Annotated in this window: 15 protein-coding genes and 1 pseudogene; 13 read left to right on the forward strand and 3 right to left on the reverse strand. The window is 37.3% G+C overall.

Annotated features, from left to right (window positions below; genetic code table 11):
- Positions 1 to 49: 49 nt before the first annotated feature.
- From IC621_RS16295 to IC621_RS16310, 4 genes are all read left to right on the forward strand, one after another.
- Positions 50 to 886 (forward strand): sulfurtransferase, encoded by an 837-nt coding sequence (locus tag IC621_RS16295; protein WP_191159392.1) that lies wholly within the window; start codon positions 50 to 52, stop codon positions 884 to 886.
- A gap of 96 nt (positions 887 to 982) precedes the next feature.
- Positions 983 to 2,407, forward strand: a complete 1,425-nt coding sequence (locus IC621_RS16300) for an FAD-binding oxidoreductase (RefSeq protein ID WP_191159393.1) — start codon at positions 983 to 985, stop codon at positions 2,405 to 2,407.
- Positions 2,388 to 3,794: a (Fe-S)-binding protein gene (locus IC621_RS16305; protein WP_191159394.1), complete on the forward strand. Its 1,407-nt coding sequence runs from the start codon at positions 2,388 to 2,390 to the stop codon at positions 3,792 to 3,794. Before IC621_RS16300 ends, IC621_RS16305 begins: the two co-directional genes overlap by 20 nt.
- 23 nt (positions 3,795 to 3,817) lie before the next feature.
- The gene (locus tag IC621_RS16310) at positions 3,818 to 4,258 is read left to right on the forward strand and encodes an OsmC family protein (protein ID WP_191159395.1); all 441 of its coding nucleotides are present in this window, start codon (positions 3,818 to 3,820) and stop codon (positions 4,256 to 4,258) included.
- A 106-nt stretch (positions 4,259 to 4,364) separates the two neighbouring features.
- On the opposite strand, the pseudogene IC621_RS16315 reads toward IC621_RS16310, so the two are convergent.
- From IC621_RS16315 to IC621_RS16325, 3 genes and pseudogenes are all read right to left on the reverse strand, one after another.
- Positions 4,365 to 4,982, reverse strand: a pseudogene (locus IC621_RS16315) (SDR family NAD(P)-dependent oxidoreductase); the annotation flags it as partial.
- A 40-nt stretch (positions 4,983 to 5,022) separates the two neighbouring features.
- Entirely contained in the window at positions 5,023 to 5,199 is a 177-nt protein-coding gene (locus IC621_RS16320; protein WP_191159396.1) for a hypothetical protein, read from the reverse strand.
- Between the two features lie 87 nt (positions 5,200 to 5,286).
- Positions 5,287 to 5,670, reverse strand: a complete 384-nt coding sequence (locus IC621_RS16325; RefSeq protein ID WP_191159397.1) for a MerR family transcriptional regulator — start codon at positions 5,668 to 5,670, stop codon at positions 5,287 to 5,289.
- 536 nt (positions 5,671 to 6,206) lie between these two features.
- Between IC621_RS16325 and IC621_RS16330 the strand changes: the two genes are divergently transcribed.
- From IC621_RS16330 to IC621_RS16370, 9 genes are all read left to right on the forward strand, one after another.
- Positions 6,207 to 6,542 (forward strand): hypothetical protein, encoded by a 336-nt coding sequence (locus IC621_RS16330; RefSeq protein WP_224752589.1) that lies wholly within the window; start codon positions 6,207 to 6,209, stop codon positions 6,540 to 6,542.
- Between the two features lie 79 nt (positions 6,543 to 6,621).
- A complete protein-coding gene (locus IC621_RS16335) occupies positions 6,622 to 7,455 on the forward strand; it encodes a diaminopimelate epimerase (protein WP_191159398.1) in 834 nt (277 codons plus the stop codon).
- A gap of 50 nt (positions 7,456 to 7,505) precedes the next feature.
- On the forward strand, positions 7,506 to 8,300 hold the full coding sequence (locus IC621_RS16340; protein WP_191159487.1) for a methyltransferase domain-containing protein: 795 nt from the start codon (positions 7,506 to 7,508) through the stop codon (positions 8,298 to 8,300).
- A 30-nt stretch (positions 8,301 to 8,330) separates the two neighbouring features.
- The gene (locus tag IC621_RS16345) at positions 8,331 to 9,647 is read left to right on the forward strand and encodes an opine metallophore biosynthesis dehydrogenase (protein WP_191159399.1); all 1,317 of its coding nucleotides are present in this window, start codon (positions 8,331 to 8,333) and stop codon (positions 9,645 to 9,647) included.
- Between the two features lie 127 nt (positions 9,648 to 9,774).
- Positions 9,775 to 11,388, forward strand: coding sequence for a staphylopine-dependent metal ABC transporter substrate-binding lipoprotein (gene cntA, locus IC621_RS16350; protein ID WP_191159488.1), 1,614 nt, complete (start codon positions 9,775 to 9,777; stop codon positions 11,386 to 11,388).
- A 92-nt stretch (positions 11,389 to 11,480) separates the two neighbouring features.
- Positions 11,481 to 12,413 carry a nickel/cobalt ABC transporter permease gene (gene opp1B, locus IC621_RS16355; RefSeq protein ID WP_191159400.1) on the forward strand — a complete coding sequence of 311 codons (933 nt, stop codon included), beginning with the start codon at positions 11,481 to 11,483 and terminating at the stop codon, positions 12,411 to 12,413.
- On the forward strand, positions 12,414 to 13,310 hold the full coding sequence (cntC, locus tag IC621_RS16360; RefSeq protein WP_191159401.1) for a staphylopine uptake ABC transporter permease subunit CntC: 897 nt from the start codon (positions 12,414 to 12,416) through the stop codon (positions 13,308 to 13,310).
- Between the two features lie 3 nt (positions 13,311 to 13,313).
- Complete coding sequence (gene cntD / locus IC621_RS16365; RefSeq protein WP_191159490.1) at positions 13,314 to 14,123, forward strand: staphylopine uptake ABC transporter ATP-binding protein CntD; 810 nt, start codon at positions 13,314 to 13,316, stop codon at positions 14,121 to 14,123.
- Positions 14,124 to 14,870 carry an ABC transporter ATP-binding protein gene (locus tag IC621_RS16370; RefSeq protein WP_191159402.1) on the forward strand — a complete coding sequence of 249 codons (747 nt, stop codon included), beginning with the start codon at positions 14,124 to 14,126 and terminating at the stop codon, positions 14,868 to 14,870.
- The last annotated feature ends 46 nt before the right edge of the window (positions 14,871 to 14,916 follow it).

Below are 14,916 nucleotides of genomic sequence, written 5' to 3' on the forward strand. Positions count from 1 at the left end.
AAATGGAGCTATTGCTACCTCTACTATAAAAGGAAAAGGAGTGGTTTTAATGGGGCAAGTCGTGAGTATTGATTGGGTAAGGGAGCAGGTGGATAAACCAGATGTCCAGATCATCGATTGTCGTTTTGTTTTAGGAGATTTAGTAGCTGGTCAACAAGCATACAATGAAAGTCATATCCCTGGTGCTCTTTATGTTCATCTAGAGGAAGACTTATCAGGAGTGATTAGCGAGCATGGGGGACGTCACCCTCTTCCAGATGCGGAAACGTTCGCTAACAAAATCGGTAGTCTGGGCATTGATGAAAACGTAACAGTTATTGCCTATGACGACCAAGGAGGCGCAATGGCTTCACGTTTTTGGTGGTTAATGCAATTTTTGGGGCATCCAAAGACGGTTGTCATGGATGGTGGCTTCTCTAAGTGGACGGAGAGCGGATTTCCTGTTACTGCTGAAATACCGGCTGTTACAGCATGTCAATATCTTCCGGTGATTCAAGAAGAGATGGTCAAAAGCATGGCAGAAGTGAAAGAAAAAATGAATACGTCTGGGGTTATGTTAATCGATTCACGAGAACCAAATCGTTATCGTGGTATAGAAGAGCCGATTGATTTTAAAGCAGGTCACATTCCAGGAGCGTTAAACTTTTTTTGGAAGGATAGTTTGAATGAAACAGGGGACTGGAAGACAGTAGAGCAACAAAGAGAACGTTTTTCAGAATTAGAACAGGCAGACGAAATCATCGTCTACTGCGGATCAGGTGTAACCGCGTGTCCAAACGTTTTAGCTTTAAAAGAAGCAGGATTTACGAATGTGAGATTGTATTCAGGAAGTTGGAGTGATTGGATTACGTATCCCGATAATCCCATTGCAACGTTAGAGGGGTAATGTGGTGGGCGATGAAGAGGAGGACAATTACATGCTGACAATAAAACAACAATTAAAAAAAATCGAAAATCCTTCGTGGAATTTGGGTGAGTTCCAATGCTAGATACTAGTGCTCGTAACAAGTTGATTGCAATTGTTGGAGAAGAGCATTTCAAAGACAACCAAGAGGCGCTAATTAGTCATTCCTATGATGCTACGCCTATTTATCAGGAAATTCCTGATGCCGTGTTATTTCCTGGCTCCACTGCGGAAGTGTCTGCTGTGTTAAAAGTCGCTTCAGAACATCTGATTCCCATTGTTGGGCGCGGGGCTGGGAGTAATTTATGCGGTGGCACGGTACCGGTAAAAGGCGGAATTGTCATGGTCACCAATCGCATGAACCAGTTACTTGAAATTGACACAGATAACCTTACAGCGATCATCCAGCCTGGCTTGATTACGAGCAATTTTCATAAGGAAGTTGAGAAGCTAGGCTTGTTCTACCCACCGGATCCAGGGAGTATGTCGATTTCAACGATGGGCGGTAATATTATGGAAAATGCAGGTGGGCTACGGGGACTAAAATATGGGACGACAAGAGATTACGTGATTGGATTAGAGGCTGTTCTTCCATCAGGTGAAATCATCCGAACGGGAGGAAAACTATACAAAGACGTAGCGGGCTACGACCTTACGAAACTGCTTGTTGGGTCAGAAGGAACACTTGCCATTATAACAGAAGCCACGGTTAAGCTACTACCTGCTCCAAAGGTGAAGAGAACGATGATTGCGATGTATGAGGATATTTATGCAGCTGCAAGAACGGTTTCTAAAATTGTTGGAAACCGGATTATTCCAGCAACGCTTGAATTTATTGATAACGCAACACTTCGGGTAGTGGAGGAATACAACAAGCTTGGTCTCCCTACGGATATGGACGCGATCCTCTTAATCGAGCAAGATGGTATGGACCTTTCCGTTGTCGAAAAGGATATTAAGGAAATTATTAACATTTGTAAACAAGAGGGCGCAGTCGACGTCAAAATTGCTCAAAGTGACGAAGAAGCAACGAAACTAATGCAAGCGAGAAGAGGAGCCTTATCAACGATCGCACGAATTCGTCCAACGACGTATCAGGAAGATGCGACTGTACCGCGTTCTAAAATTGCAGAGATGGTGACACAAATTAATCAAATAGCCGAGAAATATAACTTACAAATATGTACGTTCGGTCATGCAGGAGACGGCAACCTTCACCCAACTTGTGCAACGGATGCAAGAGACAAGGAGGAATTTCATCGGGTTGAAATGGCGTATGAAGAAATCTTTCGTGCGGCGATCGATTTAGGGGGGACGATAACAGGAGAGCATGGTGTTGGATTAATTAAAGCTCCTTACTTGGAATGGAAGGTCGGTCGGATTGGTATCGAGATTATGAAAGGAATCAAACGAGCATTCGACCCAGACAATATTTTAAATCCAGGAAAAATTTGGCCTGAAGAGATAAAGGAAGGAGAAGTTCATGACAGCACCTTTAGCTAAATCAGACCTAAAAACAATCGATCCGAAACATCAAGCCCTTACAGAAAAAATGCAACAAACATTAAACTATGATGAGTTAACGAATTGCATGCGCTGTGGATTCTGCCAGCCAGCTTGTCCAACGTTTAAGGAAACGGGGTATGAAGCAGCTTCTCCTCGAGGAAGAATTGCCCTAATGAAAGCGGTTGTCGATGGGCTGATGGACCCAGACGAGGAGTTTAAAGAACAGATGAGTTTATGTCTCGGCTGCCGTGCCTGTGAACCTGTTTGCCCAGCCGATGTGAAATATGGACAATTAATTGAGCAAACGAGAGATGCGATCGCACAACAAGAGGAGTGGCGGGGTTGGGTGAAATTCTTACGACCGCTTATGTTTAAGCACTTGTTTCCTTCTCAAAAAAGAATGCGTTTCATCGGATTAGCATTAAAAATATATCAAAAATCAGGCTTAAGATGGCTTATTAGAAAACTAAATATTTTAAAGCTTTTTGATAAACAAACGAGTCAAATGGAACAAATCTTACCTGACGCTTCGTTTAAAGGAGTGGTTGAGAAATTAGGCGAAACGCTCATCCCAGCAAAAGGGGAAAAAATTGCCCGGGTTGGTATGTTTCGTGGCTGTATTATGGATGTTTTGTTTACAGAGACGAACATGAATACGGTCAATCTTCTTTCGGAGGCAGGTTTTGAGGTCGTGATTCCACCAACACAAAACTGTTGTGGCGCTCTTCATGCCCACAGTGGAGAACTAAATATAGCAAAAGAAATGGCGAAGAAAAACATAAAAGCTTTTCAGGAAGCGAATGTTGATTATATCGTATCAAACGCTGGTGGTTGCGGTGCTTTGCTTGTAGAGTATGATCATTTACTGCATGAAGAGCCTGATTGGACTGACAACGCGAAATGGTTTGCGAACCGAGTAAAGGATGTTAGTCAGATTTTAATGGACATTGGAAGGGTTCCTTCGTTTTCAGCAGAGCCAAAAGGAGAAGAATCCCCACCGCAAGTTAAGGTCACGTATCAGGATTCCTGCCATTTACGAAATGTGATGCGTTCGGTGCAGGCACCGCGCCAACTCATGAACAGTATTGCAAATGTCGAGTTTATTGAGCTTCCAGACTCGGACCGCTGTTGTGGCTCTGCAGGTATTTATAATTTAGTTCAGCCTGATATGGCTTCAAAAATCCTTGATCGAAAAATGGAAAATGTCAAAAATACAGAGGCACATTACCTCATCACGAGTAACCCAGGCTGCTTGCTTCAAATGAAGTTAGGAATTGAAAAGGAAAACCTCTCAAATCAAATGCAGGCTGTTCATTTAGTTGACTTCTTATATGAACGGACGCTACGTGCCAATGAATTAGTAAGTACGAATGAAAATAAATAAGAAAAGAGAAATGGGGAATAGAAATGAAAATCGAATTACGTCGGATATCAACATTGCAACATCTTGTAAAAGCGCAGACGAGAAGCTTAGTCATGGATGTAGATACGAATCTTGGGGGAGAAGACGTTGGCTTTCGTCCATTTGAAGTATGGCTAACGAGTCTATCATCATGCTCAGCATATACAATGACAAGATATGCACGAGAAAATAAGATGGATTTACAAGATATTCAAATGACAGCAGAAGATACGGTCGATGAAACGGGACATATTTCTGCTGTTACGTTTCATGTTGCCACTAAAGGTGATTTAACAAAAGAACAGAAAGAAGAATTATTCACCTATGTCCGTAATAATTGCAAATTATTACGGACTGTCAGTTCGAATATTCAAGTACATTATTTAGATGCTCAGGCAGAGGAAGGGGAAAATTGTAAGGTAGAAGGTGGGAACTGCTGTTTATAGATTAGTAAACTCATAACGGTGCTTGATTGATCAATTTTCTCAGGAAAAAGAAGGTTTATTTTAATCGCACTTTTTTACAAACGGTATCACTTTTTTGAAAAGCAGTACTTGTATGGTATGTACTAAAAATTTTGTCATAGTCATACTCGCTCGTATTGTTTGCCACTTTTCCAAATTCTGTTTTGGTTGCCGCTGGTGCCAAAACTTTAGCTTGTAAGTTTGCATTGGCGGCTTTCAGTTCATGGGCCAATCCCTCGGTAAATACACTGACAAAAATCTTGGAAGCACAGTAGGTAACGGCCGTTGGCACGATTGTGTATCCACCAGCTGAAGATATATTGATTAATTGTGTACCATCCACGTCTTTATAATCACGTACATACAAGGACGAAAAGATAGTTAGGACTTCCACGTTTAGGCGCAGCATTGTTTCAATCTTTTCCAAGTCTTGACCGGACACACTTTCATAGCTACCGAAACCTGCATTATTAATCCATGTTTCGATTTGATATGAATTTAACTCTTTATAGAGTTGATGAGCGTTTTGACTAATGGAAACATCGACTGCTTTTATCACAATATCCAGCTCAGGAATTTCCTGCAAGATTTCCCTTTTCGGGTCGTTCAGATTGTTTTCACGGCGAGCAACAAGTATGATATTTTTCTTGCGTTTTGCGAAAGCCTTAGCTGTCGCGTAACCTATACCAGAGCTTGCTCCGGTAATAACTGTATATTTCCCTGTGTATCCATTTTAATCTTCCCCTTTAACTTGGCATACTGACCCCTAATATAAATTGGGGTAGCAAATAAAAAAGAACCTGATCAGACGATTCCTTTCTCATAGCAATAAAGATTACATTTTCATCCACTGATTGAAGAGCTTCTTCCGCATCATTACTACCTAATTCTTCAAAAAACTTTTTACTGGCTGCTTCTGTCATTTCAACTCCACCTCTCCTAAGTAGATACCAACTCATAAATCTACTCTAGTTGTTAGAGCGCGCTTGAAGTCAAGATATTTTTTCTGTTTAGGATAATCCCGATTCGAGTTTTTTGTACAATTCGATTTTCTCCTTCAGTACTTCGGAATTTTCCTGTAAAGCTGCAATTTTCGCTCTAACTAGGACTTGATGCTCCTCAAGTATTTTCCGTCGCTCTATTACCGTTGATTCCCCCTCACGTCGAAGATCAGAATAACGAAGCATCTGCTGAATAGACATTCCCGTCTCCCGCAAGCGAAGCAGAAAAATGATCCATCTCATGTCTTCCTCGGAGTAAAAGCGCTTACCTCTTTTGTCACGTTGGATTTCATGAAGAAGCCCGATTTTTTCATAATAACGTAGTGTATGAGTGGTTAATCCTGATCGTCTAGAGGCTTCTTGAATCGTAGAAAAAAGTTCTGTATTGTTCAATGTAATCAGCTCCTAAAAAATTTCATTTCTAGTATCATTAAATGTTCCTGGTATAAGAGTTAATTTTCATTCGTATTGTAACAGAATAATGATCGGGTAATTATGTAGAGAAGATACATTTAAAAAGAAAAATGCTATTGAAGAGGATTTTGAACTTCCAAAGGATGCAACTGTTTCAGAAATTGTTGAAATGATTGGTACACAAAGTTTGATAAAAACAACACAATATTTTGGACTTACCCCTTGATTTATAAGGGTTTAGTTAATTTTTTTGTTCAAACTTTTTTATAAAATCATGTATTTGCATGAGATGAAAAAGCTTATTTTGATCAATCTTTTTTCAAAAAAACGTATTACTGATGTAGCGATAAATCAACGGTTGACGAGTATTATTAATCAGACTTTTTTATAAAGCTACAGGTTTTGTTTTTATAGAAAAAAAGTACTTTATTTGGTAAAAAAGATGTTTACTGAAGCTGTTGTTATGAGCTAATCATAATAGCAGCTTTTTTCTATTCAAATAATGGAGGTTTCCTATGTCAAAGCGCACAAATGGTTGGACAGAAGAAAAAATCGCTCGTTACTACGCTGAAGGACGTGGAAAAGGTGAATTAGCAAGTTACAAACCATGGTTGACGATTCAAAATGTTCCCTCTTCAGGTCGTGTACATCGATTTAAAGGTTGGAAAACAAACCGTATAGTAAGTGATTTAAAAGAAGAATTAATTAGTGATGTGATAAATAAATTGAAACAAGAATTGTCTCTAATTGGTACTTATCAAGAAGTGAATGAATCCAGTTTAGCAAATAGAATAAGAATTGACACTATCCAGCATCATGCTATAATCTATTTAGAAATTTATAAATCGTAATAATTACGATTATCGGGGATGATACTCTATAAAGCAAAAAAAGTTTAAATAAAAAATATAAGTACTGAGGGTAGTTATGATGAAACTGGAAATTGATTTTATAAAATGTAATCCAACACAAAATATGACGATTCTTGTTAAAACGATTCATCCATTTGAAGAGTACACGAACATTGCTTCAAAACTTATGTCATATGATAGCGTGAATGCTGAACAAGTAGGGTTTATAGAAAAATCGACAAAAAAGGAAGTGGCTGCACACTTAAAAATGGCTGGCGGGGAATTTTGTGGTAATGCTTGTATGGCACTGGCGGGATATATTGCATCTAATAAAGGGCTAAGGCAGAATGATTCGGAGGAAATAGTATTAGAAGTTTCTGGTACAGACGAATTAGTCATGTGCCGGGTGATAAAAAAGATTGATGAATACTACTGTCAAGTCACGATGCCTATTCCTAAAAAGATTGAACAGAGAGTCATAACATATGATGGAAGCGATTTGGAGATTTTTATCGTTAGATACCGCGAGTTTATTCACATTGTGATAGAAGTTGAACAATTTAATAAAGCGGTGAGAGAAAAAGCACAAACATTAGCAAAATTACTAGGAGTAACTTTAGAGGCTAATTTGATTGGAATTTTGTTATATAAACCAGAATCTGATGAATTGGCCCCTCTTATTTATGTCCCAGATCTAGATACTATGATTTGGGAAAGAGGGTGTGGTTCAGGTACTGCCTCTTTAGGAGCCTATTTGGCTTGGAAGAAAAAAGGGAGGGTTTCAGCGCAAGCAAAACAGCCAGGTGGCACTATTCAAGTTGTGGCGGATTGGAATAAAGAAAAGTTACAAAGTCTTAAAATTGAAGGTACCGTTGGAATAGTTGCACAAGGTAAAGCTTTTGTACATGTTTAGCTATCATACTTTGCGGGGTGAAAGAAGTGCATATTCTAGAGAAACTTGAGATGAATGCAGCAGAACAGTTTAAAGTCTCATTAAAGGAGTTCTCACAGAAATTTCACAATTTGGCAGTATCCTATGATCATACCGTGAATAATTGTTCGAAGTTAGAGAGTTTGATAGATGCTTATTCAAACTTTATAACAAATAAAGAGAACAAAGAAACGTGGGAACGACTAGAACAGCAAAAATCCAGTGATTTGAAGCAACTTGTGGTGGACTTGAGAAAGAAATCAGCCCTATGTGTGGCTATCATGGAAAAATATCGTGCATTAAAGTTACAGAATGGAGAAGCTGAAATAACCGATTATTTTAAAAATATCGAGTCATGTATTGAAGAAGAATTTGGCAGCTTTCAAGTTACTTCTGACTCCAAAGTGTTACTAGTCGGATCAGGTGCATTTCCAATGACACCTATATTGATTGCTAAGTGTACAGGGGCAGAGGTTGTTGGCATAGATATTGATGCTGAGGCTATTGAACTTGGACAAAACGTAGTGGAGAAACTAGGAAGAGGTTTAAATATTCGTTTGGAAAAAGTGCTTGTGGAGAAACTTGATTTTACAAAAGATGCGACGCATATCATCTTTAGCTCAACGGTTGAAAGTAAATACGACATATTGGACCAACTACATACACTGACGAACAAAAGAGTGGAGGTGGCGATGAGATATGGTAATCAACTGAAATCTTTATTTAACTATCCATTAAGGAAAGTAAATGAACAAAAATGGGAGGTAGTTGAGCATATCTTGCGTCCAGACAATGTGTTTGATATCGCTTTATATAAAAAAGCATAGATTGCTTGACTGTAAGAAAGGGAGGAGTTTATGGCCGATTTTAAACGTGTCTTACTATTAGGAACTGGACCGACATCTATTCAACTTGCTTTATTGTTAAAAAAACAGCGGAATTGCTCCGTAGGAATTGCGGGGAGAGCATCTGTTCGATCAGAAAGTTTTTTTGAGTCCATCCAGCAAAATAATCAGCTTAGCCGTGTAAGTGTTCAAAATGAAAAACATCAAGCCATGGAAGGTGAATGCTTCATCGATCACCTTTTTAATGGATATGAAACCATTACGGGCGAATGGGATACTCTTATTTTCTCTGTAACAACGGATGCCTATGTTGAAGTATTGGAAAAAATCAGCAATCAGCTCTTAAAACAAGTAAAGTGTATTGTTTTAATGTCTCCGACCTTCGGATCCAACAGCTTAATAAGAAATTATATGAACCAACTTCATTCTGATGCAGAAATTATTAGTTTTTCTACATACCTTGGGGATACCCGATGGATGGATGATAGACCATCTCATCATGTTTTAACAACGGCAGTCAAGAAAAAGGTATACATAGGCTCGACGCACCATTCGTCTAAAAATATTGAAATACTATCTAAAGTTTATGAGCAATTAGGTATTGAGCTAGATGTCATGGATTCTCCACTTGAGGCGGAAACAAGAAATATTTCTTTATACGTACATCCACCTTTGTTTATGAATGACTTCTCATTAAATGCGATTTTCGGAGATGTAAATAACAAGAAATACGTATATAAAATTTATCCTGAAGGACCTATTACGCAATATTTAATTCGTGATATGTTATCCCAATGGAAAGAAATAATGAATGTTTTAGAGGAAATAAATATAAAAAGTATAAATTTACTTAAATTTATGACAGACGATAATTATCCAGTAAGGTTGGAAAGCTTATCCCGTCAAGATATAGAAAGTTTTAATCACTTAGAAACTATTCATCAAGAGTACTTGTTATATATACGTTATACCTCACTATTAATGGATCCTTTTTCAGAACCAGATGAGAATGGAAGATATTTCGATTTTTCTGCTGTTCCAATTAGGAAAATGTTTGTCAATAGAGAAGGGTTTTTGGATATTCCAAGGATGCCTAAAGAAGATTATTATCGCATAAAAATAATACAAGGAATCGCAAGATATTTAGACTCAGAATGTCCAACAATAGATAAATTCATTAAAACATATGAGAGTAAAATTGTAGAGGTTGCTCAATCTCATGAAAACGAATTGTTATCTGATGGATTTGTAGTACAAAGTTTTGACGAAGACCTGAATATGATTTGTAGTGAAATAGGAAAAAGTATAGGAACAAAGCAATTGAAATAGAACTTGTCTTAAACTAATAGTTTAATATACTATGTAAATAGTAATTATTTCGTTTTATGGTAGAGACATTGTTTTAATAAAGTAAATTAAAATTAAGTATGACTAAAGGGAGAGAAGTAGATTGTTAATTAAAAAATGTAAGTTAGTGGGTCTGATATTTTTGGTTATATCTATTCTAGTTGCCTGCTCTGCAGAAAATTCTACTAGTGAAAAAAAGGAAGATGATGCAGCTAAAAGTGAAAACGAATTAATTTATACATCAGCTAAAGACATCAATGATATGAATCCTCATCTTTACACAGGTTCCATGCCAGCACAAGGGATGGTATATGAATCATTAGTTGAGAACACTGAAGACGGAATTAAGCCTTTACTCGCTGAGTCGTGGAAAGTTTCAGAAGATGGAAAAGTATACACTTTCTATTTAAGAAAAGATGTGAAATTTCATGATGGTGAGCCGTTTAACGCAGAGGCAGTGAAGAAAAATATTGAAGCTGTACAGAATAATGCAGAAAAGCATGCCTGGATTAAGTTATCGACAAAAATAGAAAGTGTGAATGCAGTAGATGAGCATACGGTTGAATTAGTATTGTCAGAAGCATACTATCCAACTTTGGTTGAATTGTCGATGACCAGACCGTATGTATTCATATCACCTAAAGATTTTAAAAACGGGGAAACAAAGGATGGTGTAAATGGTTTTAACGGTACAGGACCATATATTTTGACTGAACATAAAACGGATGAGTACGCAACGTTTGAAGCAAATGAAGACTATTGGAATGGGTCACCTAAAATTAAAAAGATTACGTCTAAAGTACTTCCAGCTGGGGAAACGACATTGTTAGCTTTACAAAAAGGAGAAGTCAACTTTGTATTTACAGATGATCGTGGCGCAGATAGTCTCAATGTCGAAGCAATGAATCAATTAGTCGATTCCGGAGACTATCAACTTGTAAGAAGTGAACCAATGAACACCAAAATGATTGTAGCAAATAGCAGTAAAGCTGATAATCCAATAAGTGAAACAGCTGTTCGTGAAGCCATTTGGTACTCGATTGATAGAGAAACCATTAGTAAAGATATTTTTAATGGCACAGAATCAGTGGCTCACACACTATTTTCACCTAACGTAAATTATGCAGATGTCGACTTAAAGAAGAGAGGCTATGATGTAGAAAAAGCCAAGGAGATTCTAGAAAAAAATGGATGGAAATTAGAGAATGGTAATGAAGTTAGAACCAAAGATGGAAAAAAATTAGCCATGGAGCTCTATTATGATAGCAATTCGTCTTCTCAAAAAACACAGGCTGAATTTATTCAGGCTTCATTAAAAGAGATTGGTCTTCAACTGGAGATTATTGGTGAAGAGTCAACTTCAATCGCTAATAGAAGATCAACTGGTGACTATGATTTATTATTCAATCAAACTTGGGGTCTAGCGTATGACCCACAAAGTACAATTGCTGCTTTTACATCTGAAGCTTCTTATTTGCACACGACAAAAGGCATTGATAAAGCAGATGAACTATACAAGAAGATTGAACAAGTTATGATATCTACAGATGAGCAAACTAGAAAATCATTGTACGCTGATATTCTGACGATTGTTCATGAAGAAGCGATTTTTATTCCTATTTCAAATGGAAGTGTAACTGTAGTAGCCCCGAAGAATTTAAGCGGAATATCATTTAAGCAAACTCAATTTGAGCTGCCATTTGAGTTGATGAACTTTAAATAGAAATATAAATAAAAGGAGATTTTTCCCCTTTTTATTTTTGAGGAAGTATAAACGTTTAAAGTCTTGATATTTCAATGGAAAGGAGAATACCTATGGGAAGTTACATCATTAGGAGAGTACTAATTACAGTACCCTTACTTTTAACCATTTCGTTTTTGACCTTTATCTTAATTAATCTTTCGCCTTTAGACCCAGCTGAGGTGGTGTTACAAGCTCAAGGTGTCCCACAGATAACAGAAGAATTATTAGAACAAACAAAAGAGCAGCTTGGGATGGATAAGCCGTTTATTTTACAATACTTTGACTGGCTTTATGCAACCTTACAGTTGGATTTTGGAGAATCATATATTAATGGGAAACCAGTGTGGTCACTACTAGTCCCAGCATTTTTTAATACATTCAAGTTAACGTTAGTTTCATCGGTTTCCATTATCTTTATGTCTATATTACTAGGTGTAATTTGTGCGTTGAATGAAGGGAAAATAATTGATAAATCGGTAAGAGGATTTTCGTTTTTCTTAACAGCAATGCCGTCATACTGGCTGGCATCTATTATGATTTGGTACATATCGGTTAAATTAGATTTTTTACCAACAAGTGGGATGGTATCGTATAAAAGTTATATCTTACCGGTTATTGTCATCACGATCAGTTATGCTGGTATTTATTTTAGAAATGTTAGAACATCTATGTTAAACAATTTAAATGAGGATTACGTTTTATATGGAAGAGCCTCAGGGTTATCAGAAATGAAAATCACTAAGCATATACTAAGAAATTCATTACAGGTTGCCATTTCGATCTTTGGTATGTCTATACCCATCATATTGGGAAGCACAGTCGTTATAGAAAACGTTTTTGCATGGCCAGGCTTAGGGACTCTAAGTGTTAAAGCAATTCTAAGCAGAGATTTTCCTATCATACAGGCCTACGTTCTTATATTAGCAGCAGCCTTTGTTTTGTTTAATACGATCTCCGACATTATAAATGCTGCGATGAATCCTAAGTTAAGGAATGATCTTTAAATGAGAATATTGAAAAACTTAAGTAAAGATAAAATAGGTACGATTTCTTTATTGATCATTGTTGTCACAGTTATTGTTGGTATTTTCGCGCCATTATTTGCGCCATCTGCCCCTAATGAAGTCAATATGAGTCTTCGATATGCTTCACCTTCGTGGGAATACTTATTAGGTAATGATCATCTAGGGAGATGTATTTTATCCAGAATCATCTATGGAATTCGACCAAGTGTATTATGGGTATTTGTTGTTCTGTTAATATCTGTTTTAATTGGTGCTATCTTAGGTTTTCTAGCTGGCTATTTTCGAGGGAAAGTCGATGCGGTCATTATGAGAATATGTGACACGATGTTATCTTTTCCAGGATACGTTATGGCGCTAGCGATTATTGGGGTTTTAGGTGTGGGTCTTGAAAACATTCTCATTGCATTTGCCTTGATAAAATGGGCATGGTTTGCCCGCGTCATCAGAACTTCTGTCATGCAGTATGCTCAATTAGATTATGTGAAGTTCTCTAAAGCATCAGGTATTAGTGATATAAAAATAATTTGTAAGCACATTGTTCCCGTTACCTTTTCTGATATTGCAGTAATTTCTAGTGGCTCTATTGGATCGATGATTTTGCAAATCTCAGGTTTTTCATTTTTAGGCTTAGGAATTCAGGCCCCAAATGCTGAATGGGGGATGATGTTAAATGAAGCAAGGGAAGTAATGTTTACGAGACCAGAGTTAATGTTAGCTCCCGGTTTAGCCATTGTTATTGTAGTATCGGCATTCAATTTTTTATCTGATTCGCTTCAAGTTGCTCTAGACCCTAAACTAGTAAAATCAAAAAGCAAGCATAAAAGTAATTTACCACTTTCAAAAATAAAGGTTCAAGAACAAGAGGTGGCTAATTAAATGATGAATATATTGGAAGTCGAAAATTTAAAGGTGTGGGATAACAATTCTGGAAAAGAAATTATTCAAGGTAGTACATTTCATTTAAAGGCAGGGAGCTGTCTTGCTATTGTGGGAGAAAGTGGAAGTGGAAAGTCAGTTACTTGTAGGGCGATCATGAGGTTAAACAGGTCCAATCTTAACCAATCAGGAGATATACTTTTTAAAGGCGAAAACATTAGCAAACTTTCTACAAAAGAGATGAGAAAGAAAAGGGGAAGAAATCTTTGCATGATTTTACAAAATGGGATGAGTGCATTCGATCCTTCTTGTGTGGTAGGTGTTCATTTAAGAGAAACACTTGCTGAACACTTCAATTGGAGTAGAAACGAAATCGCACGAAGAATGACAGGTGCCATGGAAAGTGTCATGCTGAAAAACCCGGCAGATATAATGAACAAATACCCTCATCAGTTATCAGGGGGAATGCTGCAACGAGTTATGATAGCATTGGCTCTTGTCTTAGAACCGGAGATTATCATTGCGGATGAACCGACCACAGCACTAGATACCATCTCGCAATATGAAGTAGTGGAACAATTTATTAGGTTGCGAGAAAGAATGGGTTGTTCGATGATCTTTATTTCTCATGATCTGGGTGTTGTAAGGAAAATTGCAGATGATGTCATGGTGATGAAGGATGGAGAAATTATAGAAAGAGGGAAAACCGAAGCAATTTTCAAAGAGGCGCAACATGAGTACACAAAATATTTAGTATCCACTAGACTCGCGCTGAGTAGTCATTTCAAGAAAGTAATGGGGGAGGGCTGCTAGTTGCTGAAGGTCGATAATGTTTTAAAAAACTACAAAAAAGGTGGATTATTTTCTTCAGAGAGACAGAACGTTCTAAAGGGTGTTAGTTTTGAATGTGAGAATGGAGAATGTCTTGGTATTATCGGAGAAAGTGGAAGTGGCAAATCCACGTTAGGACGTTTGTTATTAGGTATTGAAAAACCTGATAGTGGAATGGTTTTATTTGATGGAGAGAATGTAGTAGATAGAAAAGTAAGACTAGGCAGCATAAGCGCTGTTTTTCAAGACTATAAATCTTCCATTAATCCGTTCTATACGGTTGAGGATGCAATCTTGGAACCAATGAAAATTCAGAACAAGAGTAGAAAAGAAAATAAAGACAAGGTTGTAAACCTGTTAAATCAAGTTGGATTACCTGCTTCTTATCGAAACAAATATCCTCATGTGTTATCAGGGGGAGAGGTTCAAAGAGTGTGTATTGCAAGGGCTATTTCAACTGAACCAAAATGTATCATATTAGATGAAGCAATCAGTTCGTTAGATGTATCCGTTCAAACACAAGTTCTTGAATTACTTAAGGAATTAAAAAGAATCTACAATATGAGTTATATTTTTATCACGCATGATCTACAGGCTGCTGCCTATATTTGCGATAGAATTATCATCTTTAGGGATGGTCAAATTGAAGAAATAGTGGGAATTGAACAATTAAAGGATGTTCAGTCTGTTTATGCAAGAAAGCTATTACAATCGTTGATAACGTTTTAACCATCTACTTAAATTAACAGATTTTGTAAAGAGTTGGAGGAAAGAA

Origin of the sequence: Metabacillus arenae (assembly GCF_014773385.1) — a bacterium.
Taxonomy (GTDB): Bacteria; Bacillota; Bacilli; order Bacillales; family Bacillaceae; genus Metabacillus_D; species Metabacillus_D arenae.

Bases quoted from the DNA above. Each gene is read 5' to 3' on its own strand.
- IC621_RS16345 (WP_191159399.1), top strand. From the start codon at position 8,331: ATGGCCGATTTTAAACGTGTCTTACTATTAGGAACTGGACCGACATCT.
- IC621_RS16300 (WP_191159393.1), top strand. From the start codon at position 983: ATGCTAGATACTAGTGCTCGTAACAAGTTGATTGCAATTGTTGGAGAA.
- IC621_RS16330 (WP_224752589.1), top strand. From the start codon at position 6,207: ATGTCAAAGCGCACAAATGGTTGGACAGAAGAAAAAATCGCTCGTTAC.
- IC621_RS16335 (WP_191159398.1), top strand. From the start codon at position 6,622: ATGAAACTGGAAATTGATTTTATAAAATGTAATCCAACACAAAATATG.
- IC621_RS16310 (WP_191159395.1), top strand. From the start codon at position 3,818: ATGAAAATCGAATTACGTCGGATATCAACATTGCAACATCTTGTAAAA.
- IC621_RS16320 (WP_191159396.1), bottom strand. From the start codon at position 5,199: ATGACAGAAGCAGCCAGTAAAAAGTTTTTTGAAGAATTAGGTAGTAAT.
- cntD (WP_191159490.1), top strand. From the start codon at position 13,314: ATGAATATATTGGAAGTCGAAAATTTAAAGGTGTGGGATAACAATTCT.
- cntC (WP_191159401.1), top strand. From the start codon at position 12,414: ATGAGAATATTGAAAAACTTAAGTAAAGATAAAATAGGTACGATTTCT.
- opp1B (WP_191159400.1), top strand. From the start codon at position 11,481: ATGGGAAGTTACATCATTAGGAGAGTACTAATTACAGTACCCTTACTT.
- IC621_RS16340 (WP_191159487.1), top strand. From the start codon at position 7,506: ATGAATGCAGCAGAACAGTTTAAAGTCTCATTAAAGGAGTTCTCACAG.
- IC621_RS16305 (WP_191159394.1), top strand. From the start codon at position 2,388: ATGACAGCACCTTTAGCTAAATCAGACCTAAAAACAATCGATCCGAAA.
- IC621_RS16295 (WP_191159392.1), top strand. From the start codon at position 50: ATGGGGCAAGTCGTGAGTATTGATTGGGTAAGGGAGCAGGTGGATAAA.